Here is a 20,212-nt window from a genome sequence, read left to right as displayed (position 1 = left end):
GTTACGTCACCACGGCGCGGGCGCCGGAGGGGCGACCACCGGCGGGCGGTCGTCGCACGTGATCGTGTTCGGCAGCAGCCAGGGCGCGAGCCACGACTCCGTGCCCCGGCCCCCGTCGTTGCCGCCGAGGTCGGTGAGCGCGAACTCCGATCCGGCGGGCGTGAAGTTGAAGGAGCCGCAGTTGTTGACGCCGACGGCGCCGACATTGCGCGCGTCCACGTTCTCGAAGGACGCGGACCCCTTCACCCGGGCGCTGACCGCCGACGTACCCGTCCCGTCGATCCTGACGTCCTTGAAACGGACGCCGTCGATCGCGTACAGGTCCTTCACGGCGTAGTCGCTGACCAGCATGATCGCGTTGTACGTGCTGTCGAGATAGCGGTCGCCGGTCACCCGGATGTCCGCGTCGATGTCCTTGTCGAGCGCGTAGAGCCAGATGGCGCCCAGCCCGATGTTCCAGTTCAGCTCGTAGGTCCCGGCGCGGACCGTGGTGTTGTCGGTGAAGTTCAGCGCTCCGGTGAAGGCCTCGGCGCCGAAGCGGGACCCGGCGTGCAGCGCGCTGCCCTCCCGGACCGGGTCGGCGACGAGATTGTCCGAGACGGTGTTGTCCGTGCCGCCGTAGATCGCGATGCCGTTGGCCAGCACCGGTGACTGCACGGTGTTACGGGTGAACGTGTTCCGCGCGTTGGCGGTCTTCTCCGACCACATCGCGAGGCCGTCGTCCCCGGTGTTGCGGACGAAGTTGTCGGACACGGTCGAATTGGTCACGCCGGTATGGAAGTTGAGGGCGTCGGCGATCTGGTCGACGACGATGTTGCCGGACACGCGGACGTTCGACATCGGCCCGTCGAACCAGAGGCCGACCTTGGTGTGCCGGATGTGCAGCCCCTTGATCGTGGAGTCGCTCATCGCGCCGCCGACGCCGTTGACCTGGTCGGTGTCGACCCGCTCCCGTACGTCGCCCTCGATCGCGAAGCCGGACAGATGGACGTTACGGCTTCCGCCGTCCGCCGCGTCCTTGCCGTAGAAGCCGACGCCGGTGTGGACCGAGCCGTCGGGGGCGGGCCGGTCGAGGGTGACCTGGCGGCCCTTGACGACCGTGTGCCAGTTGCCCGCGCCCTCGATGGTGACGTCGTCCACGACGATGTGCCGGTTCACCTGGTAGGTGCCGGGCGGGAGGTAGACCGTGAGGTTCTTGCGCTTCGCGTAGGCGATCGCCCTGTCGATCGCGTCGGCGGAGTCCCGCCGGCCCGACGGATCGGCGCCGAACAGCAGCACGTTCGCGGCGACGAGCCGGACGTGCGGCGCGCCGACCAGCTCCGAGTCGAGCAGGTCCACGACGGTCCAGTCGGCCTTGCTGCCGGCCGGGACCGTCAGCCGTACCTTGTCACCGGCGCGGTACGTCCTGCCGAGCTTCAGCCGCTGCTCGTCGTAGAAGTGGCTCGGGCGGAACGGCTTCGTGATGACCGGCGCGGGGGTGGTCGCGGCGGGCACGCACGCGCACTCGGTGATCCACCAGTCGGGGTGCAGCAGGTCGGCGCCGGGGTCGTTCGAGAACGGGTACTGATTGTAGAGCCACGCGTACTGCGAGGTGAGCGTCATGGTCTGACGGCCCTTGCCGTTGACCGTGACATCGAGGGGCGCGGTGATGCCGCCGCCCCCGGGCGCGTCCGGAATGCTGTAGCGCACGGTGATCGCGTTGGCGGCGCTGGGCAGGGTGAACTCGACGTACTGCTTCGGCGTCAGCTTCACCGCCGTACGGCCGGACGCCTCGGAGGGCAGCGTGTACGCGGTCCGGTCCGGGCCGATGACCGCGCCGTTCGTCGCGACGTTCTCCGCCTCCTGCTCGGCGAAGCCGACACGGGCGCCCCGGCCGGAGACGAGCGCGGGGTCGAGGGCGGCGCGGGTGACGACGGGGCCGTTCGTACGGGGTCCACCGTCCGGCGGCGCGGCGACGGCGGTGCCACCACCGCCCAGCAGGCCGACGGTCAGACCGAGCCCGACTGCGGCGGCGGTCAACGAGGTCCACGACATCTAAAGCTCGATTCTCTTGGGGAGGACGAACGTCTGTGGGGCTGACGCTCGGCGGAGCGGACGCCGTGGGGGTGAGGTGGACATTAGGACCGCCGCGCCTCGCTCCACAAGATGGCTGCGAGCGGTTTTCGTGACTCTGCGACTCAACTGCGCCTGTGAGTCGACTTCTTGCGTCGGGCGTCAAGATCGTTTACGAGTTTCCGGCGCCCGGCATAGTGAGGGCTTCTCCCGCGCGTCAGCACGGGTAGGCAGGGCCAGGCCGGCCCGCCGGGAGAAGAAGGTGACGATGGACGCCACAAGCCAGGAGAGCTTCCTGGAATTCGTACGGAACAGGTCGACCGCTCTGCTGAGAACGGCCGTGCTGCTCAGCGGAGGCGACCGCCACGCGGCCGAGGACCTGCTGCAGAACGCCCTCATCAAGGCCGCCGGCCGCTGGCACCGGATCGACGAACCGGAGGCGTACGTACGGCAGATCCTCTACCGGCAGCAGGTCAGCCGGTGGCGGCTGAAGGGCCGCCGCAAGGAACTCTCCGTCGCCGAACCGCCCGACCCCGGCGTCGACACCCGCACCGGTGTCGTCGGAGCCGACACCACCGGTGCGGCGGAACTGCGCCTCGTGATGCGCCAAGCGCTGTCCCGGCTCACCGCGCGGCAGCGCGCCGTACTCGTCCTGCGGTACTTCGAGGACCTGCCCGAGGCCGACGTCGCGCTCCTCCTCGGCTGCTCCGTCGGCACGGTCCGCTCCACCACCCACCACCCACCGCTCACTCGCCCGCCTGCGCGTCCTCGCGCCCGAACTCGCCCTGCTCGACCCGTCGTCGTCCGACGCCGGGCAACAGCAGACGCCGCCGTCCCGCGACTTCGCCCCTGTGGAGGTACGACCGTGAACGTCGAGGAACTCGTACGGGCCTCGCTGCGCGAGCAGGCCGCCGACAGCGTGTCCGCGCCGAGCGACTTCGCCGGCCGGATCCTCACCGCACGGCGCCGCCGCACCCGGCGCACCGTCACCGGCGTCGCCGCCGCCACCGTGCTCGTGGTCGCCGTCGCGGTGGGCGTGCCCGTCGCGCTCAACTCGGGCGACGGGTCCACCCAGTTGGCGAGCGAGGTCTCCCGGGGGAAGACGCTCACCCAGGTCGACCAGTCGCCGCCGCGCGACCTGATCGCCGCCGGTGACCAGGCGCTCGCCGCGTACTACACCCTCCGCAAGGTCGAGCAGCCCAACCGCGACCAGATCATGACCCGTACCTACTCCCTGCTGGACCAGAAGACCGGAGAGTACGAGGTCGACGCGCGCTGGGCCTATGTGGCGGTCGCGCCCGGCATGCGTACGGCGGCGGTCCTGGAGCGCCAACTGCCCGCCACGCGCATAGGAGTTCTGGATCTCCTCACCAAGAAGGTGACGCGCTGGATCCCGGTGGAGGGAGCCGAGGGGGGCGTCGGCGCGGTCGAGTTCTCGCCGGACGGCAAGCGGCTGATCGCCACGACGTACGCGAAGAACCCGGACCGCCTCTCCTGGTCGAAGAGGATCGAGGTCAGCGACGCGGACGGGAGCGCGATGCAGCCGCAACCCGTCTACTCCCGCACCGGGTTCGCGATCGTCGACGTCGGGACGGGCGACTCCGACTGGCACGAGGTGCCGCCCCACCGGATCCCGGGCATGGGGCGAGACGTCGAATCCGGTGAGAAGTTCCATTTCAACAGCGATGGCACACTGGTGTACGAGCCCGCCGTCATCGCCGAGGACGTCAGTCTCATCGACGGCGACGGCGACGGCGACGGCGGCGGCATGTCGGCGTACGAGCCCGCCAAGGCGGACCCGGGCCGGATCTTCCGCGACCTGCGGGGCCAGAAGGCGCCCGCGCCGCCGAACGAGAGGTACGTCGACCTCAAGATGGCCCCGGCGGGCCTCTCCCCGAACGGTGAACTCGTCGCGGGCCCCTTCGCCGGCGGCGGGCATACGACGGCCACCGAGGTCCTCGACCCCGGGACGGGCGAGCGCGTGGCCAAGCTGAAGGGCCAGGAACTCCTCGCCTGGGCCGACGACAAGCGCCTGATCGCCTGGGACATCGCGCCCGGCGGCAACGAGTTCGAGAACCGGCTGGTGCTGATCACGATCGGCAGCGACAAGGTGGTCCCGCTGAGTGGAGCCCGTACCCCGAAGGACTACGCACCGGGCCGCTGGGAACCGATCCTCGCCAAGCGCTGACGCCCGATGCCCCGGGCCGGGACCGTCGGGGGGCGGTCCCGGCGCCACCGCAGCAGCGCCGGCAGCCACGGCGCGGCGCCGATGACGAGCAGAAGCGACAGCAGGGGCACGCGCCACCAGGACGACAGGTGCGCCGGGGGCGGGGACGGGGTCTCAGCGACCCACGGGCGGGCCGTCTTCGACCACGCCACGAACGCGTCGCCGATCGGGATCAGACCGAAGGCGTAACGCTTCGTCCACGGGGTGCTGACCGGCACGCCGAGCAACTCCCCGTAGTTCGCGATCCCTTCGGCCAGCGAGGCATCGCCCTGGACCTGCGCCGCGCCGAGCGTGACGACCGTCGCCGACAGACTCACGCCGAGGGGAAGCGGTCCGGAGTCGACATCGGCCGGGCCGTCCATGCCCTCGGGATACTCGCGCGTCGTGGGCCCGAGGCCGAGCGGGGTTACGACATAGCGGTCGCGGAAGATCATGTACTGCTCACGGGCGAAAACCGGTTCTATCTCGACCAGGAACCGTTGGATGATGCTCTGCGAGGTTCCCCTGGCCACTTCGACGGGGTCGCCGGTGTCGGGGGTGACGCGGTGCGGCAGCAGTCTCGTACGGGGGTCGAGACGCTGCCGCACCCCGTCGAGCCACCGCTCCACCGTGCCGGTGAACCGCGCGGGCAGCAGCGAGTCGTGCAGCCGCAACGAGGCCACGGCCACGGTCGAGTCGACGGGCCACGCCTGGCCCGGATACGCCGTCAGATAGGGCGACTCGGAGTCGTCGAACGCCGCGCCGAGAGCGGCGGAATCGTCCGCGAACCGGCGCGTCTGCGCGGCGTCGCGCTCGCCGGCCGACTGCAGCATCAGCGTGCCCCCGCGCAGCCAGTTGGTCCAGCCACGGTAGAAGACCCCGTACGACGGGGTCAGTTCGGGACTGAACGCGGCCCGCCCGGCGTCCGAGTCCAGCCGCCCCAGCGCCCACCGCGCTTCCCGCAGCGCCTCGGCGCGCGCCGTGCCCGCCGGCTCCCGCATCCCCAACTCGACCCAGCTCAGCCCGTACAGGGCGTGCAGGAAGAAGTACCCCTCCGGGAACTGCTGTTGGGCGTCGTCACCGGCACCGTCGTCCAACGACGCGCGTATGAAGTCCAGTTGGGCACGCACCCCGACGGGCTCACCGTCCGTCCCACCGGTGGCGGGCGCCACGAGCCGTACGGCTCCGACCAGCGCACACGCACTGACGAGCACGGCGACCACCAGGCGTGCCCATCGCAGGACCTGGCGCGTGGTGATTGCGGCTCGCTCCGACATCCGCCGATCCTAGGCGGCTCGCGCGCCCGCCGTTCGGGGCGCGGCGTGCATGTGCTGTTCACCTGGCGGTGCCGTGGCGTTCCCGGTGGTGAAGGTCCCGGCGGGGTGGGATGGGGGGAATGAGACGTCGTGTGGTGGGTTGGGCCGGGCGCTTGGTCGTCGTGGGGCTCGGCCTGGTGATGCTGGGGTGCCAGATGGGTTCAGGGTCGGGAACGGGTTCCGGGAAAGGCTCCAGGGCGCGGGCGGCGGGGGAGTGCGGGGCCGTTGATGTGTTCGTGTCCGGGGAGGCGGGTTACGACACGTTCCGGATTCCGGCCGTCGTGGCGGTGAAGGAGCCGGGGTCCGGGCGGGACGTGCTGGTCGCGTTCGCCGAGGGGCGGCGGCTGGGGAAGGCGGACCACGGGGATGTGGACGTGGTGCGGCGCCGTTCGTACGACGGTGGGTGCACCTGGTCGGAGCTGCGGCCGGTCGCCGACGCCGGGCAGGACACACTGGGCAACCCCGCGCCGGTGGCCGTCGGGGACGGCGGCCGGCTGGTGCTGCTGACCACGCGCAACGGCGGTGACGCCACGGAGTCCGCGATCATGACGGGGCAGGTCGCCCCCGAGGACGGCCGCCGGGTGTTCGTCCAGTCCAGTCCGGACGCGGGAGCCACCTGGTCCGCGCCACGCGAGATCACCGCGCAGGTCAAGCGGGCCGACTGGCGCTGGTACGCCACCGGCCCCGGCCACGGCGTCGAACTGACCGCGGGCCCCGACGCGGGGCGACTCGTCGTCGGGGCGAACCACTCCGTGGCCCCCGCGGACGGGAGTACGGACACCGGAGCCGAGCCCCGTTACTACGCCGGGCACTCCCTGCTCAGCGACGACGGCGGCGAGACCTGGCGGATCGGGTACGTGGACGCCGCCGGTGACGGCACCCACCATGTGAACGAGACAGCCGTCGCCCAACTCCCGGACGGCACCGTCTACTTCAACGCCCGCGACCAGAAGGGCAGCGCGCCCGGCAACCGGGTGCACGCCTGGAGCCGGGACGGCGGCGCGACACTCGACGCCCCTTTCGAGGCGGTCGCCTCGATCACCGCGCCGCCCGTGCAGGGCAGCCTCCTCCAGGTCGGCGGGGACGCCCCCGACGCGGCCCCGCTGTTGATGGCCGCGCCCGCCGACCCCCGCGACCGGGCGTGGATGACCGTGCGCACGAGCCTGGACGGCGGCGCGACCTGGTCCGACGGATACCGGCTCTCCGACGCCAAGGCCGCCTACTCCGACCTGGTCCGACTGGACGCGGAGCACGTCGGGATCCTCTACGAGACGGGGAGCACCACTCCGTACGCGGCCATCCGCTTCACCCCGCTCCCGGTCACCTCACTGACAACCGACTGACGACCCGTCAGGTACGGCGCCGTACGTCGTCGAGATAGCGCAGCACCGCCGCGACCCGGCGGTCCGTCTGATCGGCGGGCGACAGGTCGAGCTTGGCGAAGATGCTGCGGATGTGTTTGTGGACGGCGCCGTCCGTGACGAAGAGCCGCTCGGCGATGGCGGAGTTGCCCAACCCCTCGGCCATCAGGGCGAGTACGTCGCGTTCACGGGGACTGAGCCGTTCCAGCCGGGTGTCGTCGCGGCTGCGGGTGAACAACTGCGCGACGACATCGGGGTCGATGGCGGTCCCGCCGTCCGCCACACGGTGCAACGCGTCCAGGAACTCCTCGACGCGGCCGACCCGTTCCTTGAGGAGATACCCGAGTCCGGTGACACCGCCGGTGAGCAGGTCCGTGGCGAAGCTCTGCTCGACGTACGCGGACAGGACGAGCACGGCCAGGTCGGGACGGCGGCGCCGGGCCTCGACCGCCGCGACGATCCCCTCGTCGGTGTGGGTCGGCGGCATCCGTACGTCGAGGATGGCGACATCCGGCTTGTGCTCGTCGATGGCGTCGAGGATCCCGGCGGCGGTACCGGCGGTGGCCACCACGTCGAGGCCTTCCGCGCGCAGCAGGAGCGCGAGTCCTTCGCGCAGCAGCGGGTCGTCCTCGGCTATCACGATCCGCATGGGAGTTCCACCTTGAGGGTTGTGGGGCCGCCGGGAGGACTGGCCACGGTGAGGGTGCCGTCGAGCGCCGCGATACGGCGCCGGATACCGACCAGGCCGGAGCCGCCGTTCTCGTCCGCACCGCCCCGGCCGTTGTCGCTGATGTGCAGGCGCAGCCTGCCGCCGCCGCCGCGCACCGTGACGGTGGCCTGCTCGGCGTGGCTGTGTTTCGCGATGTTGGTCAGCGCCTCGGCCACCACGAAGTAGGCAGTCGCCTCGACGGACGCGGCGCGCCGCTCGGGTGCCTCGACGTCGATCCGGCAGGGCACCGGGCAGGACGCGGCCAGGCCGGTGAGCGCGCCTTCGAGCCCGCGGTCGGTCAGCACGGGCGGCAGGATGCCGCGGGCGACCGAGCGCAGCTCGGCAAGCGCCTGCTCCGCGGAGCTGTGGGCGCGTTCGAGGAGTTCCTCGGCGCCGGCCGGATCGCGGGCGACCATGCGCCGCGCGGCGCCGAGCAGCACCGTGACGGTGACGAGCCGGTTCTGGGTGCCGTCGTGCAACGAGCGCTCGATGCGCCGCAGTTCGGTGGCGTGGGCGTCCAGGGCGGCTGCCCGGGTGGCGGTGAGTTCCGCGATCCGCAGCGACAGGTCGGCGTCGGGCCCGGCGGACAGCAGCCGACGGCCCGGCCTCGCCTGGAGCCTGGCCATGCCCGGTGTGAGGCCCATGATGATGGCGATCCACCCCAGGCCCAGCAGGGCCACGGCGGCGGCGTCGGACCAGCCGCGCGCGACCCCGAGCCCGATGGAGGCGCTGCTCGCGCCCTCGGGCAGCAGCTGCCAGTAGAGAGGGAAGGTGCTGTCGCGGATCGCGCAGAGCGGCAGCAGTACGCCGATCAGGCCCAGCAGCAGTCCGAGCGTCGCGTGGCGGACCAGCCAGCTCAGCTCGCGGCGGGTGGTGGGGTCCGTGAGGGCCGGGCGCAGTTGGGTCGGGGCGGGATCGGGACCGGCCAGTTCGGGGCCCCACCGGTTCAGCCTGCCGCGTTCACGGTCGGCGACGGCGTGCAGGAGGCGCAGCGCGAGGGGCGCCATGAGGAGGCCGATCCCGACCGGGGCGGCCACGACGGTGACGGCCAGCCATACCAGGGTGAGGAGCGCCAGCAGGGCCGTACCGAACCCGCCCGCGAGCCTTTCGAGCGCGACGAGGGCGGCGCCACCGGCGCGGACGACGATGTCGCGGATGCCGGTGTCGCGGATACCCGTGTCGTGAGTGCCGGTCTCGTGGACGCTGTCCGGCCGGGTCGTGGTTTCTCGTGTACCGGCCTCAACGGGCCCGCCGATTTCGCCGTGTTGGGTCGACATCAACCTCTCCTTCGGCAGCGACCCTATGCGGCCGACCGGTCGGCAGCCAGCCGGACGGCCGAGGAGTACAGCCTGCTGTACCAACAACCGGGCGGCAGGCGGGCTCGGCCGCGAGGGGGGCCGGTTCATAGCGTCGGTGACGACAGCGAGAGCCCCTCCGAGCACACCGAGGAAGCACCCCATGACATACACCGACCCCTACCGTCTCACCGGCGCCGTGGGCAGCCCCGACGCGCCGCCGCCGACCGACGTCACCCGGGCCGGAGTGGCACGCACGCTGCTCTGGCTGGTGCTGGTGATCAGCGCGGTCGGCAACATGGTCGCCTCGTACGGCGGCCTGGGTACGCCGGTCCACCTCACGTGCGGCGTGGTCACCGCGCTCTGCGTGACGGCGCTCGTCGTTCAGCGTCTGCGGGGCCGGCGATGAGGGCGGCGGTCGGGCGGGCGGTCGGGCGGGCCGAGAAGCGTTCGGCGGACGCGGGCGTCGGACAGAGCCGGAGGGAGGGACAGGGCCAGGGACAGGGTTACGGCCGCGTGCCCGTGCCCGCCATCGAGTTGGCGAACCTCGGCAAGACGTACCCGGGCGGGGTCGTCGCTCTGCACGACGTGTCACTGACCGTGGAACGCGGCACGTTCCTCGCCGTGATGGGACCGTCGGGGTCGGGCAAGAGCACCCTGATGCACTGCGCCGCCGGGCTCGACGCCCCGACCGGCGGAAGCGTACGGATCGACGGCCAGGAGATCGGCGGGCTGAACGAGAACCGCCGGACCGAACTGCGCCGCGAACGGATCGGGTTCGTCTTCCAGTCCTACAACCTCGTTCCCTCGCTCAGCGTCGCGGACAACATCACCCTGCCCCTGCGGCTGGCGGGACGGGCCCCCGACCGGCAGTGGCTGCACGCCCTGACCGAGCGCGTGGGACTGTCCGACCGGCTGAGCCACCGGCCGGCCGAACTCTCCGGCGGTCAGCAGCAACGCGCCGCGATCGTAAGGGCGTTGGTGGCCAAACCGGCCGTCGTCTTCGCCGACGAACCGACCGGTGCGCTGGATCTGCGCAGCGCCCACGGGGTGCTGAACCTGCTGCGTGAACTCGTCGACGAACTCGGTCAGACGGTGGTGATGGTCACCCACGACCCGGCCGCCGCGGCCCAGGCGCACGAGGCGCTGGTGATGGCGGACGGCCGCGTCGTGGACACCCTGCGGGCGCCGACCGCCCCCCAACTGGCCGCCCGGCTGGTCTCGTTGGGAGAGAACTGATCATGCTGCATCTCGCGGTACAGATGGCCCGGCACCGGATCAGCGCCCTGCTGGCCGTGGTGTGCGCGGTACTCGGCGGTGCGGCCCTGATCACCGGCACCGGCGTACTGGCGGAGTCGGGACTGCGCTCCCAACTGCCGCCGGGCCGGCTCGGCGGCGCCGACATCCTCGTATCGGCCGACCAGACCTTCCGGCACAGCCCGGACCTGCCGATCGCGCTGCCGGAACGCGGCACCGTTCCCGCCGCGTTGGTCGAGCGACTGGCCCAACTGCCGGGCGTCACCGCTGCGGTGGGGGACATCAGCTTCCCCGTCGGCCTCCTCGACGCCCGTGGGCGGGCCGTGCCCGTCGAGGACCCTGGGACGGCCGGGCACAACTGGTCGTCCTTCAGGCTGTTCGCCGGCCCGGACAGCGCGGGTCGTGACAGCGCCGGCCCGGACATCAAGGGCGAGAAGCCCGCCGGTTCCGGCGAGATCGCGGTGGACAGTGCCGTCGCCGCCGCGGCGGGTGTGCGGCCGGGCAGCGAGGTCCGCGTGGTCGCGGCCGGCCGCCCCGCCGCCGAGTACCGCGTCTCCGCGGTGATCGACGCACCCGGCGCCGGTGTCCTCTTCGCCGACAGGACCGCCGCCGACCTGGCCGGCCGTGACGGCGGGTCCCGCTCCGGTCCCAAGTCCGGTTCCAAGTCCGGCCCCAAGTCCGGCCCCAGGGCCGATCCAAGGTCCGGGACGGTCGACCTGATCGGACTCCGTACGGAGCCGGGCGCCACCGCCGCGGTCGCGACCGCCGTACGCGCCGAACTGCGTGACATCCAACCGCGCGCCGCCGAACCACCCACCCCCCGACTGGTGGTGGCCACCGGCACCGGGCGCGGCGACATCGCGGCCCCCGACGCCGCGGCCGCCCGCTCCCTGCTGATCCTGCTCGCGTCCTCACTGGCGGGCATCATCCTGCTGATCACCGGCTTCGTCATGGCCGGCGCCCTGGGCGTGGCGATCGCCGGGCAGCGACGCGAACTGGCCCTGATGCGCGCCGTCGGCGCGACCCCGAAACAGATCCGCCGGCTCGCCGCCGCCCAGGCCACCGTCATCGCGGCCGTGGCGCTCGTGCCCGGCATCCTCCTCGGCTATCTGCTGGCCGGCCAGTTCCGGCGACTGCTGGTCGACCGCGGCGTACTCCCGGAAGCCCTCCCGCTGACGGTCGGCCCCCTTCCCGCTCTCGCCACAATCCTCCTGCTGGCCCTGGCAGTTCAGCTGTCCGCCCGGGGCGCCGCCTGGCGTACGTCCAGGATGCCCGCCACCGAGGCGGTCGCCGAGTCGCGCAGCGAACCACGCCACCCCTCCCGCCTGCGGACCCGCGCCGGCCTGCTGCTCATCGTCGCCGCGACGACCCTCTCCGTGGTGCCGCTGCTGTCACGGACCGCGCTTGGCGCGACCACGACCTCCCTCGCCGGTATCGTCGCGGCGATCGGCCTGGCCCTGGCCGGTCCGGCCCTGATCGGGCGCGTCAGCGACACGCTGGCCCGCCGTCTGCCACGCGGTGCCTCACCCGCCACCTGGCTGGCGATGTCCAACGTCCGCGGCTACGCCATCCGTATCGCCGGAGTCGTCAGCACCCTCGCCATGGCGGTCGTCTTCACCCTCACCTACACCCTCGCCCAGTCCACGGTCCTGACGGCCACCACGAACGACGTCCGCACCGGCACCCTCGCCCAGGAACGCCTGAGCGCGCCGGGCCTCGGCGGAGTGCCCGAGGGCACTCTCGCCGCCGTACGGGACACCCCGGGCGTACGGGAGGCGGCTCCCGTCACCTCCACCACCGTCCTGTGGCCGTACAAGCAACTCGGCGACACCGTGGTCGAGTCGGCCGCCGCGATGATCCTCACCCCCGCCGCGCCGGACGTGCTCGACCTCGACGTACGCTCCGGCAGCCTGGCCCGCCTCACCGGTGACACCGTCGCCGTCGCCAGTGACGTCGCCGCCTCGCGCGGCGCGACCGTCGGCCGGCGGGTCGACCTGATCCTCGGCGACGGTACGCGCGTCACCCCGCGCGTCGTCGCCGTCTACCACCGCGGCCTCGGCTTCGGCCCGGTCGTCCTCTCCCGCGATCTCGCGATGGACCACACCACCACGCGCCTCGACCAGAGCATCCTCGTCCGCACCGACACCACCGCGACGGCACACGCGAACCTCACCGCCCTGGCGGCCACCCGCCCCGGCCTGTCCCTCGCACCCGCCGACACCACCGGCACCGGCGGCGGGCTGAGCGACGCGCCGCCCGAGGTCTGGATCAACCTCGCCACCATCGTCGTACTCCTCGGCTACCTCCTCCTCAGCATCGCCAACAAACTCACCGCCACCACGGCCCAACGCCGCACCGAGATCGCCACTTTGCGGCTCAACGGCACCACCCCACGCCAGATCCGCGCCATGATGCGCCGCGAAGCCGCCCTGATCGCCACCGCCGCCCTCACCGCGGGACTGGCGGTCTCCGCGATCCCGCTCGCCCTTCTGGGCATCGGTTTCCTCGACCGCCCCTGGCCCGCCGGCCCGCCCTGGCTGCTCCCGGCCGTCGCGCTCACGATCGTGAGCATCGCCTTCCTCACGATCGAACTCCCCACCCGCCGGGCCCTGCGCACATCACCGGCGGACGCGCTCGCGCACCGCGAATAGCGCGAAGCCGCCCGCCGGCCTGGTCCTTTAGGGTGACGGAATGCGATACGTCATCCCGTTCACCGGCTCTCGCGCGGACCGGCCCCGCGCATGACCAGGGAGACCAGATCGCTGCCGGCGCTCGCGCCGGGCGGGGTGGACACGCCGTTCGTCATCGTGGGGTACGACGAGGTCGTCGCCCACGACACCGTCTGGGACGAGCACTCGCACCCCTTCCACGAACTGCTTTGGAACGAACGCGGCGCGTCCTCGGCGGTGGTCGGCGCACGGGTCTGGACCGTCACCCCGGCGCTGGGCCTCTGGATGCCGGCGGGGACGCTGCACTCCGGTTCGGCGGTCGCCGGCACCTGGTTCCGGGCGAGTTTCTTCGGCTTCCGCACCACGTCGTCGATCTCCCCGACGCCGGTGGCCGTCGAGATCACGCCGCTGCTGCGACTGCTGCTGGAACGGCTCGGTGACCCCGCTCTCTCCGCCGCCTCGCGCGCGGCGACCGAGGTGCTGGTGCTCGACGTACTGTCGCCGTCGCCGCGGGAGTTGCTCGTCCACGTACCCACCTCCGCGCTGCTGCGCCCGATCGCCGAGGCGGTGCGCGAGGATCCGGGTGACCCCCGGACGCTGACGGACTGGGCGTCCGCGCTCCGGGTCAGCCCCCGCACGATCACGCGTGCGTTCAACACCGAGACGGGTACGAGCTTCGCGCGCTGGGTGGCGGCCGTGCGGGCGCAGCACGCGGTCGCCCTGCTCACCCGGGGCTGGGACGTCGAGGCCGTCGCGGAGCAGGTCGGCTACCGGTCGGCGAGTGCATTCGGTGTGGCCTTCCGGCGTACGACCGGACTGACGCCGGGCACTTTCCGTACGCAGTGAGCCCCGCCGTTGTCCCGGCCCTTGTCCCCACCGATCTCCCGGCCGATGTCCCGGCCGATGTCCCGGCCGATGCCCTGACCGGTGTCCGGATCGCTACAACCCATGTCTCAAAGGGTCGATTGCGACACAGCGGTCCCTTCTCATAAGGTACGAAGGTAAGGCTTACCTAAGCTTGCCTAACCGGGCGTCCACCCGGCGAGGACCGCACCCCCGACCTTTCCGAAAGCTGAGTACGGACCCATGCCTGCACACCGTCTTCGCCTGCTCGTGGCGGCCGCCGCCGCAACCGCCCTGACCGGTCTCGCCGCCTGCGGCGGCCCGGCCGACACCGAGAGTGGGAGCAGTGGGAGCAAGGGCGGGAAGGGCGGTTCGAGCGGGTTCCCCCTGACGGTCGAGCACGCCTTGGGGAAGACCACCATCCCCGCCGAGCCCAAGCGCGTCGCCACGGTCAACTGGGCCAACGACGAAGTGCCGTTGGCGCTCGGGGTCGTACCGGTCGGCATGGCCAGGGCGAACTTCGGCGACGACAACGACGACGGCGTCCTGCCCTGGACCGCCGAGCGTCTCGACGAGCTGAAGGCGGAGACGCCGGTGCTGTTCGACGAGACCGACGGCATCGACTTCGAGGCCGTGGCCGACACCGAACCGGACGTCATCCTCGCCGCGTACTCGGGACTTACCCGCCAGGACTACGACACGCTGAGCGAGATCGCACCCGTGGTGGCGTACCCGGAGGCCGCGTGGGCGACGCCGTGGCGCGAGATCATCCGGACGAACAGCAAGGCGATCGGACTCGCCGACGAGGGCGAGAAGCTGATCACGGACCTTGAGGGCGACATCTCCACGACCGTCGCCAAGTACCCGCAGCTCAAGGGGAAGTCGGCGATGTTCATGACCCACGTCGACCCCAACGACGTGAGCGAGATCGGCTTCTACACCGCGCACGACACCCGGACCCTCTTCTTCGAGGACCTCGGGATGAAGATCCCTGGCAGCGTCGCGAAGGCGTCGGAGGGCACGAAGAAGTTCGCCCTGACGAAGAGCGCCGAACAGATCGACGTGTTCGACGACGTCGACATCATCACCGGTTACGGCGACGAGTCGGGCGAACTGCTCACGTCGCTCGGCAAGGACCCGCTGCTCTCGAAGATCCCCGCCATCGACCGCGGCTCGGCGTACCTGCTGCCCGGTGACGCACCCCTGGCGACCGCCGCCAACCCGACACCCCTGTCGATCTCCTGGGTGCTGGACGACTACGTCGCGGCGCTCGCCAAGGCCGCGGACAAGGTCAAGTGACGGCGGCCACGACGACGGTCGACCCGGTACGTCCGGCGAGCACGCGGACGCTGTGGCTGCTCCTCGCGGTCCTGGTGCTGGTGGCCCTCATGGTGTCGTCCCTCGCGTACGGCTCGCGCGCCGTCGCCTGGTCCGACGTCTGGGCGGCGCTCGGGGGAGCGGACGACACCCTGGAGCAGGCGGCGGCCACCAAGCGCGTCCCCCGTACCGTCCTCGCGGTCGTGATCGGCGGTGCGCTCGGCCTGGCCGGGGCCGTCATGCAGGGGGTGACCCGTAACCCGCTCGCCGACCCGGGCATCCTCGGCGTCAACATGGGCGCCTCGCTCGCCGTCGTCACCGCCGTCGCCTTCTTCGGGCTCACCTCGCCGACCGGATACATCTGGGTCGCGACCGCGGGCGCCGCGCTCTCGGCCCTGTTCGTGTACGTGGTCGGGACACTCGGACGGGGCGGCGCCACGCCCCTCAAACTCGCGCTCGCCGGCGCCGCCATGTCGGCCGCGTTCGCCTCGCTCGTCAGCGCGGTCGTCCTGCCGCGCAACGACATCGCGGGAAGCTTCCGGCTCTGGCAGATCGGCGGCGTCGGCGGCGCGTCCTTCGAGCGCATCGGGCACGTCCTGCCCTTCCTCGCGGTGGGCTTCGCCCTCTGCCTGCTGTCGGCACGCGCGCTGAACTCGCTCGCGCTGGGCGACGAACTCGCGGCCGGGCTCGGCGAACGCGTCGCCGTCGCACGGGCCGTGGCGGCGCTCGGCGCCGTCGTACTGTGCGGCGCGTCCACCGCGGTCGCCGGGCCGATCGCGTTCGTCGGACTCGTCGTCCCGCACGCCTGCCGGTTGCTGATCGGCGTCGACCACCGCTGGCTGCTGCCGTTCTCGGTGCTGCTCGGGGCGGCGCTGCTCACGGCCGCCGATGTGGTCGGACGCGTCGTGGCGCGTCCGGCGGAGATCGACGTGGGCATCGTCACGGCGCTGATCGGCGCCCCGTTCTTCATCTACATCGTCCGCCGCCAGAAGGTGCGTGCCCTGTGAGCGCCAAGGTCCTGACCGGGCCACCGTCCGCCGGAGGCGCCGAAAGCGCCCGAGCCGTGGAAGGCCCGGCAGCCGTCGACGGCGTCGAAGCCGTGGCGCGCGGCCGGGTCCGGCGCGCGTCCCGTCGCCGCATGGTCGTCCTCGTACTCGCCGTGCTCCTCGTCGCCGCGTTCGCCGTCACCCTGATGGCGGGCCAGACGTTCTACCCGCCCCGCGACGTGGTCCGGGTGATCCTCGGCGAACAGGTGCCCGGCGCCTCCTTCACCGTCGGGCGCCTCCGGCTGCCCCGGGCCGTCCTCGCCGTGGTGGCGGGATTCAGCTTCGGTCTGGCCGGCGTCACCTTCCAGACGATGCTCCGCAACCCGCTCGCCAGCCCCGACATCATCGGCATCAGCTCCGGCGCGAGCGCCGCGGCGGCCGTCGCGATCGTGACGCTGTCCCTCGGCGAGACGCAGGTGTCGATCCTCGCCATCGCCGCCGGTCTCGGCGTGGCGATCCTGGTGTACAGCCTGGCGTTCCGGGACGGCGTGGTCGGCGCACGGCTCATCCTCATCGGCATCGGGATCTCCGCGATGCTCGACAGCGCCACGTCCTACGTGCTGTCCCAAGCCGCCGAGTGGGACCTCCAGGAGGCGATGCGCCGGCTGACGGGCAGCCTCAACGGCGCGACGTGGGACCAGACCGTACCGGCGCTCGTCGCCGTGGCCGTACTCACGCCGGTGCTGCTGGCGCGGTCGCGCGACCTCTCCGCGATGCAGCTCGGCGACGACACCGCCGCCGCTCTCGGCGTACGCGTCGAACGCACCCGGATCACGGTGATCGTCGCCGCCGTCGGGCTGATCGCCTTCGCCACGGCGGCGGCCGGACCGATCGCGTTCGTGGCGTTCCTCTCCGGTCCCGTCGCGGCCCGGATCGTGGGGGCCGGTACGTCCCTGCTGGTGCCCGCCGGACTGGTCGGGGCCCTGCTGGTCCTCGTCGGCGACTTCTGCGGCCAGTTCGCCTTCGGCGCCCGCTATCCGGTCGGCGTCGTCACCGGCGTACTCGGCGCCCCGTACCTCGTCTATCTGATCATCCGCACCAACCGGGCGGGAGGCTCGCTATGACCACGACCCATTCACTCGCCGCCGAACAGCTCACCCTCGGCTACGGCGACCGCACGGTCATCGACTCCCTCGACCTGGCCGTCCCGCCCGGCCGGATCACGGTGATCGTCGGCGCGAACGCCTGCGGGAAGTCCACGCTGCTGCGCTCGATGTCCCGCCTGCTCGCACCCCGCGAGGGCCGCGTCGTCCTCGACGGCAAGGAGGTGCACCGCCTGCCCGCGAAGCAACTGGCCCGTACGCTCGGCCTGTTGCCGCAGTCACCGGTGGCCCCCGAGGGCATCACGGTCGCGGATCTCGTCGGCCGCGGCCGGCACCCGCACCAGACCGCCTTCTCCCGCTGGAAGAAGACGGACGACGACGCGGTGGCGTCCGCCCTGGAGGCGACGCACACGACGTCCCTCGCCGACCGCTCCGTGGACGAACTCTCCGGCGGCCAGCGCCAACGCGTATGGATCGCGATGGCGCTCGCGCAGCAGACCGATCTGCTCCTGCTCGACGAGCCCACCACCTTCCTCGACGCGAGCCACCAGATCGAGGTCCTCGACCTGCTGACCGACCTGAACGAGGCCCGCGGCACCACGATCGTCATGGTCCTGCACGACCTCAACCTCGCCGCCCGCTACGCCGACCACCTCATCGCCCTCGCGTCCGGCCGCCTCCACGCGTCCGGCCCCCCGTCCGACGTACTGACGCGGGAGACCGTCCGCACGGTGTTCGGCCTCGACAGCCGCGTCATCGAAGACCCCGTCTCCGGCCGCCCCTTGATGCTCCCGATCGGCCGCCACCACGTACGCGAGTGAACCCACTGCCAACCCCCAACATCTTCCGCCTGATCGAGGCGACGCCCGGAGCCCAGGGCCGCACCGAGTGCGAATCAGCCGCACCGGCCGGCGGTGCGGGCTAACTCATGCCGCGCAGCTCCTGGACCTCGCCGCCCACCTTCGTGCGGAGCTTCTTGAGCAGCGGGGGCTTCGCGCCGATGGCCCATCTCGGGCCGACCAGGTAGGTACCGCCGTACATGCTCGCGGTGTCCAGCCACGTCTGCTTGAGCTTCTCCGTCGGGAACGTCGTCACGATCCAGTTGCCCTCCGGGGTGACGCACACCGCTTCACGGAGTTCGTCGGCCTCGGTACGCATCTCCGCCGCGCAGCCGGTCATGGACGCGATCTTCTCGATGCTCGCGGGTGCGGCCGACGGGACGGGCGTGGCCGTCGCCTTCGGGGGTGGTGTGCTCGCCCTGCCGGCCGGATCGGCCGAGCATCCCATGACCAGGGAGGCCAGGAGGAGGGGCAGGGCGAGCGCCCCCGTGATGCGTGCGGGGTGGGCGCGGGGTGACGTCACCGGTGTTGCCTTCCTGCGGGCGGGGTGTGGGGGGAGGTACGTATCGGTGCGGCCCGCCGTTCAACCTGGCGGGTGAGCCGCACGTTGATACCGAGGCGTGGATGATGTGCGCAGCATGGCCAAGGCCGAAGGATCCGCGCCTCGTCGTCCCCCACGCGCAGAGCGGGCGGGACGATGGCTTCGCGCTGCCGTGTTCACGGGGACAAGTGCCGTGCTGGCCGTGGTCGGTCACCATCTGGCGTCGGAAGACCCGGTGCCGTGGCTCCGGTTGCTCGTCGTGTCCGCCGCTGTGCTGGCTGTCGTTGCCGCCGGGGCGGGCAAGGCCCGTTCATGGTGGCCCGTGGCCGGGGCGACGGCGGTCACGCAGGTCGTTCTGCATACCGCGCTGTCCTCGTCCGACGGCCCCGTCACCGTTCAGCACAGTGAGGCGCACGGCGCCGCGAGCACGGGATACGCCGCGCACCACAGCGCTCCGATGATGTCGGCCGCGCATCTCCTGGCGGCCGTTTCCGTCGCCGTCCTCATGCATCGCGCCGATCGGCGGCTGTCCAACTTGCCGCACGACGTGGGCAGCTGGGCCGGGGCGCTCGCCGCCGCTGTCGCCACCGCGGTCGGGCGGCGCGGGCTCATACCCCGCTCGCTGCCCCGGACTTCGAGCGGTCCACCACCGGTCGCGTACCGGCAGTCCACGGCGCGGACCGTTCTCGCCCACGTGCTGATCCGTCGAGGTCCACCGGAAGGCCGCGTACGCGACGTTCCCCTGAACCCCGCGGATCGCGCCCGCTGCGCGTGACTCCGCCCGTACGGAGAGAGACCCGCTCATGAACGCTTCACGCACATCCACCGCTGGCCGGCGCCTCGGCGTCCTGGCCGCCGCGACCGTCGCGACGCTGGCGATAGGGACAGGTCCGGCCGCGGCGCACGCCGAAGTGACCGCGTCGGACAGCAGGGCGCTGGCCGAGAACGTCACCCTGTCGTTCGTCTCCGAGGCGGAGTCCGACGCCGCCGGCATCAAGGAGCTGCGGATCGTGCTGCCGAAGGGCATCGCGCCCGACACCGTCGCTCTGAAGGAGGCCCCGAAGGGGTGGAAGCTGGCGGCCACGGCCGACGGCTACACCGTGGGCGGTACGGCGCTGGCCGCGGGCACGGACGCCGAACACAGCGTCACCGTCCGGCAGTTGCCGGACGCGAAGTCGCTGGCCTTCAAGACCGTCGAGACCTATGGCGACGGCAAGATCTCCCGCTGGATCGAAGTACCCGGCGACGGACAGCAGGTGGAGAACCCGGCCCCGGTGCTGGAGCTGAAGGAGGCCGCGCCCGGCGCCGAGTTGATCGCGCCGAGTCCGTCGGCGGAGCCGAGTGCGAGCGCGTCGTCGTCGGCCGCCGCCGGTCCGGGCGACGGTGCCACGGCATCGGCTTCGGCTTCCTCGGAGCCGGAGGCCGATGCGGAGGAGGAGGACTCCGGCAGCGACGGGGTGCTCCTCACCGTGGTCGCCGTCGTCGCGGTTCTGGCCGCCGGAGCCGCGATCTGGTGGGTGCGCCGCTCCCGTAACCGCGCCTGACCGTGAGCGTGCCGGTGCGCGACGTATGCCGCGCACCGGCCCGCTCCCCGTCGGGCGTACGCCACGTCGAGGGGCCGGACGGGTCCCGGGCTTGGAGCCAGCTCACTAAGACGCTTAGTATGCGTGATCGAGCCTATGTACGGTCGATCACGCATCCGGGTCGGCAGTGAAGGT

General features: G+C 72.0%; 17 protein-coding genes and 1 pseudogene. 13 read left to right on the top strand and 5 right to left on the bottom strand.

Translation table 11 applies throughout. The features are described 5' to 3' along the window. Nucleotides 1-6: 6 nt before the first annotated feature. Nucleotides 7-2,034: a glycosyl hydrolase family 28-related protein gene (locus ACFT9I_RS02940; protein WP_382559818.1), complete on the bottom strand. Its 2,028-nt coding sequence runs from the start codon at nt 2,032-2,034 to the stop codon at nt 7-9. A 286-nt stretch (nt 2,035-2,320) separates the two neighbouring features. Here ACFT9I_RS02940 and ACFT9I_RS02935 point away from each other — a divergent pair. Together ACFT9I_RS02935 and ACFT9I_RS02930 are read left to right on the top strand one after the other, a co-directional pair. Further along, nucleotides 2,321-2,921, top strand: a pseudogene (locus tag ACFT9I_RS02935) (SigE family RNA polymerase sigma factor). Continuing rightward, complete coding sequence (locus tag ACFT9I_RS02930) at nt 2,918-4,240, top strand: hypothetical protein (RefSeq protein WP_382559815.1); 1,323 nt, start codon at nt 2,918-2,920, stop codon at nt 4,238-4,240. The pseudogene ACFT9I_RS02935 and the gene ACFT9I_RS02930 overlap by 4 nt, the downstream one beginning before the upstream one ends. Here the strand turns inward: ACFT9I_RS02930 and ACFT9I_RS02925 are convergent. Continuing rightward, nucleotides 4,198-5,535: a hypothetical protein gene (locus tag ACFT9I_RS02925; protein ID WP_382559813.1), complete on the bottom strand. Its 1,338-nt coding sequence runs from the start codon at nt 5,533-5,535 to the stop codon at nt 4,198-4,200. The two genes, ACFT9I_RS02930 and ACFT9I_RS02925, sit on opposite strands and share 43 nt — an antisense overlap. Nucleotides 5,536-5,810: 275 nt before the next feature. Here ACFT9I_RS02925 and ACFT9I_RS02920 point away from each other — a divergent pair, with 275 nt between their 5' ends. Further along, complete coding sequence (locus ACFT9I_RS02920) at nt 5,811-6,917, top strand: exo-alpha-sialidase (RefSeq protein ID WP_382559810.1); 1,107 nt, start codon at nt 5,811-5,813, stop codon at nt 6,915-6,917. A 7-nt stretch (nt 6,918-6,924) separates the two neighbouring features. Here ACFT9I_RS02920 and ACFT9I_RS02915 read toward each other — a convergent pair whose 3' ends face one another. Further along, nucleotides 6,925-7,584: a response regulator gene (locus tag ACFT9I_RS02915; RefSeq protein WP_382559808.1), complete on the bottom strand. Its 660-nt coding sequence runs from the start codon at nt 7,582-7,584 to the stop codon at nt 6,925-6,927. Next, a complete protein-coding gene (locus tag ACFT9I_RS02910; RefSeq protein ID WP_382559806.1) occupies nt 7,572-8,921 on the bottom strand; it encodes a sensor histidine kinase in 1,350 nt (449 codons plus the stop codon). Before ACFT9I_RS02910 ends, ACFT9I_RS02915 begins: the two co-directional genes overlap by 13 nt. A gap of 181 nt (nt 8,922-9,102) precedes the next feature. On the opposite strand from ACFT9I_RS02910, the gene ACFT9I_RS02905 reads away from it, so the two are divergent. The 8 genes from ACFT9I_RS02905 to ACFT9I_RS02870 all read left to right on the top strand — a co-directional run bounded on the left by ACFT9I_RS02905 (nt 9,103) and on the right by ACFT9I_RS02870 (nt 17,935). Beyond that, nucleotides 9,103-9,348 carry a hypothetical protein gene (locus ACFT9I_RS02905; RefSeq protein ID WP_382559803.1) on the top strand — a complete coding sequence of 82 codons (246 nt, stop codon included), beginning with the start codon at nt 9,103-9,105 and terminating at the stop codon, nt 9,346-9,348. Further along, nucleotides 9,345-10,178: an ABC transporter ATP-binding protein gene (locus tag ACFT9I_RS02900; RefSeq protein ID WP_382559801.1), complete on the top strand. Its 834-nt coding sequence runs from the start codon at nt 9,345-9,347 to the stop codon at nt 10,176-10,178. The genes ACFT9I_RS02905 and ACFT9I_RS02900 overlap by 4 nt, the downstream gene beginning before the upstream one ends. Before the next feature lie 2 nt (nt 10,179-10,180). Further along, nucleotides 10,181-12,847, top strand: a complete 2,667-nt coding sequence (locus ACFT9I_RS02895; protein WP_382559798.1) for an FtsX-like permease family protein — start codon at nt 10,181-10,183, stop codon at nt 12,845-12,847. Between the two features lie 90 nt (nt 12,848-12,937). Beyond that, nucleotides 12,938-13,711, top strand: a complete 774-nt coding sequence (locus ACFT9I_RS02890) for an AraC family transcriptional regulator (protein WP_382559795.1) — start codon at nt 12,938-12,940, stop codon at nt 13,709-13,711. A gap of 240 nt (nt 13,712-13,951) precedes the next feature. Then, on the top strand, nt 13,952-15,007 hold the full coding sequence (locus tag ACFT9I_RS02885) for an iron-siderophore ABC transporter substrate-binding protein (protein ID WP_382559793.1): 1,056 nt from the start codon (nt 13,952-13,954) through the stop codon (nt 15,005-15,007). 89 nt (nt 15,008-15,096) lie between these two features. Beyond that, nucleotides 15,097-16,032, top strand: coding sequence for a FecCD family ABC transporter permease (locus ACFT9I_RS02880; protein WP_382560234.1), 936 nt, complete (start codon nt 15,097-15,099; stop codon nt 16,030-16,032). Continuing rightward, nucleotides 16,029-17,135 carry a FecCD family ABC transporter permease gene (locus ACFT9I_RS02875; protein ID WP_382559790.1) on the top strand — a complete coding sequence of 369 codons (1,107 nt, stop codon included), beginning with the start codon at nt 16,029-16,031 and terminating at the stop codon, nt 17,133-17,135. The genes ACFT9I_RS02880 and ACFT9I_RS02875 overlap by 4 nt, the downstream gene beginning before the upstream one ends. Then, nucleotides 17,132-17,935, top strand: coding sequence for an ABC transporter ATP-binding protein (locus ACFT9I_RS02870; protein ID WP_382559787.1), 804 nt, complete (start codon nt 17,132-17,134; stop codon nt 17,933-17,935). The genes ACFT9I_RS02875 and ACFT9I_RS02870 overlap by 4 nt, the downstream gene beginning before the upstream one ends. Before the next feature lie 100 nt (nt 17,936-18,035). Here ACFT9I_RS02870 and ACFT9I_RS02865 read toward each other — a convergent pair whose 3' ends face one another. Continuing rightward, nucleotides 18,036-18,476 carry a hypothetical protein gene (locus ACFT9I_RS02865; protein WP_382559785.1) on the bottom strand — a complete coding sequence of 147 codons (441 nt, stop codon included), beginning with the start codon at nt 18,474-18,476 and terminating at the stop codon, nt 18,036-18,038. Between the two features lie 211 nt (nt 18,477-18,687). Here ACFT9I_RS02865 and ACFT9I_RS02860 point away from each other — a divergent pair, with 211 nt between their 5' ends. Both ACFT9I_RS02860 and ACFT9I_RS02855 read left to right on the top strand, forming a co-directional pair. Next, nucleotides 18,688-19,269 (top strand): hypothetical protein, encoded by a 582-nt coding sequence (locus ACFT9I_RS02860; RefSeq protein WP_382559782.1) that lies wholly within the window; start codon nt 18,688-18,690, stop codon nt 19,267-19,269. Nucleotides 19,270-19,297: 28 nt separating this feature from the next. Further along, nucleotides 19,298-20,038, top strand: coding sequence for a DUF1775 domain-containing protein (locus ACFT9I_RS02855; RefSeq protein ID WP_382559780.1), 741 nt, complete (start codon nt 19,298-19,300; stop codon nt 20,036-20,038). The last annotated feature ends 174 nt before the right edge of the window (nt 20,039-20,212 follow it).

Origin of the sequence: Streptomyces sp. NPDC057137, from assembly GCF_042670825.1 — a bacterium.
Taxonomy (GTDB): domain Bacteria; phylum Actinomycetota; class Actinomycetes; order Streptomycetales; family Streptomycetaceae; genus Streptomyces.
Note: the sequence above shows the minus strand (reverse complement) of the source record. Positions and strands in the feature narration are given on the sequence as shown.

Excerpts from the sequence above, each read along its gene's own strand:
- ACFT9I_RS02870 (WP_382559787.1), top strand. The coding sequence starts at position 17,132 with ATGACCACGACCCATTCACTCGCCGCCGAACAGCTCACCCTCGGCTAC.
- ACFT9I_RS02940 (WP_382559818.1), bottom strand. The coding sequence starts at position 2,034 with ATGTCGTGGACCTCGTTGACCGCCGCCGCAGTCGGGCTCGGTCTGACC.
- ACFT9I_RS02925 (WP_382559813.1), bottom strand. The coding sequence starts at position 5,535 with ATGTCGGAGCGAGCCGCAATCACCACGCGCCAGGTCCTGCGATGGGCA.
- ACFT9I_RS02880 (WP_382560234.1), top strand. The coding sequence starts at position 15,097 with ATGGTGTCGTCCCTCGCGTACGGCTCGCGCGCCGTCGCCTGGTCCGAC.
- ACFT9I_RS02890 (WP_382559795.1), top strand. The coding sequence starts at position 12,938 with ATGACCAGGGAGACCAGATCGCTGCCGGCGCTCGCGCCGGGCGGGGTG.
- ACFT9I_RS02910 (WP_382559806.1), bottom strand. The coding sequence starts at position 8,921 with ATGTCGACCCAACACGGCGAAATCGGCGGGCCCGTTGAGGCCGGTACA.
- ACFT9I_RS02915 (WP_382559808.1), bottom strand. The coding sequence starts at position 7,584 with ATGCGGATCGTGATAGCCGAGGACGACCCGCTGCTGCGCGAAGGACTC.
- ACFT9I_RS02905 (WP_382559803.1), top strand. The coding sequence starts at position 9,103 with ATGACATACACCGACCCCTACCGTCTCACCGGCGCCGTGGGCAGCCCC.
- ACFT9I_RS02855 (WP_382559780.1), top strand. The coding sequence starts at position 19,298 with ATGAACGCTTCACGCACATCCACCGCTGGCCGGCGCCTCGGCGTCCTG.
- ACFT9I_RS02895 (WP_382559798.1), top strand. The coding sequence starts at position 10,181 with ATGCTGCATCTCGCGGTACAGATGGCCCGGCACCGGATCAGCGCCCTG.
- ACFT9I_RS02885 (WP_382559793.1), top strand. The coding sequence starts at position 13,952 with ATGCCTGCACACCGTCTTCGCCTGCTCGTGGCGGCCGCCGCCGCAACC.
- ACFT9I_RS02900 (WP_382559801.1), top strand. The coding sequence starts at position 9,345 with ATGAGGGCGGCGGTCGGGCGGGCGGTCGGGCGGGCCGAGAAGCGTTCG.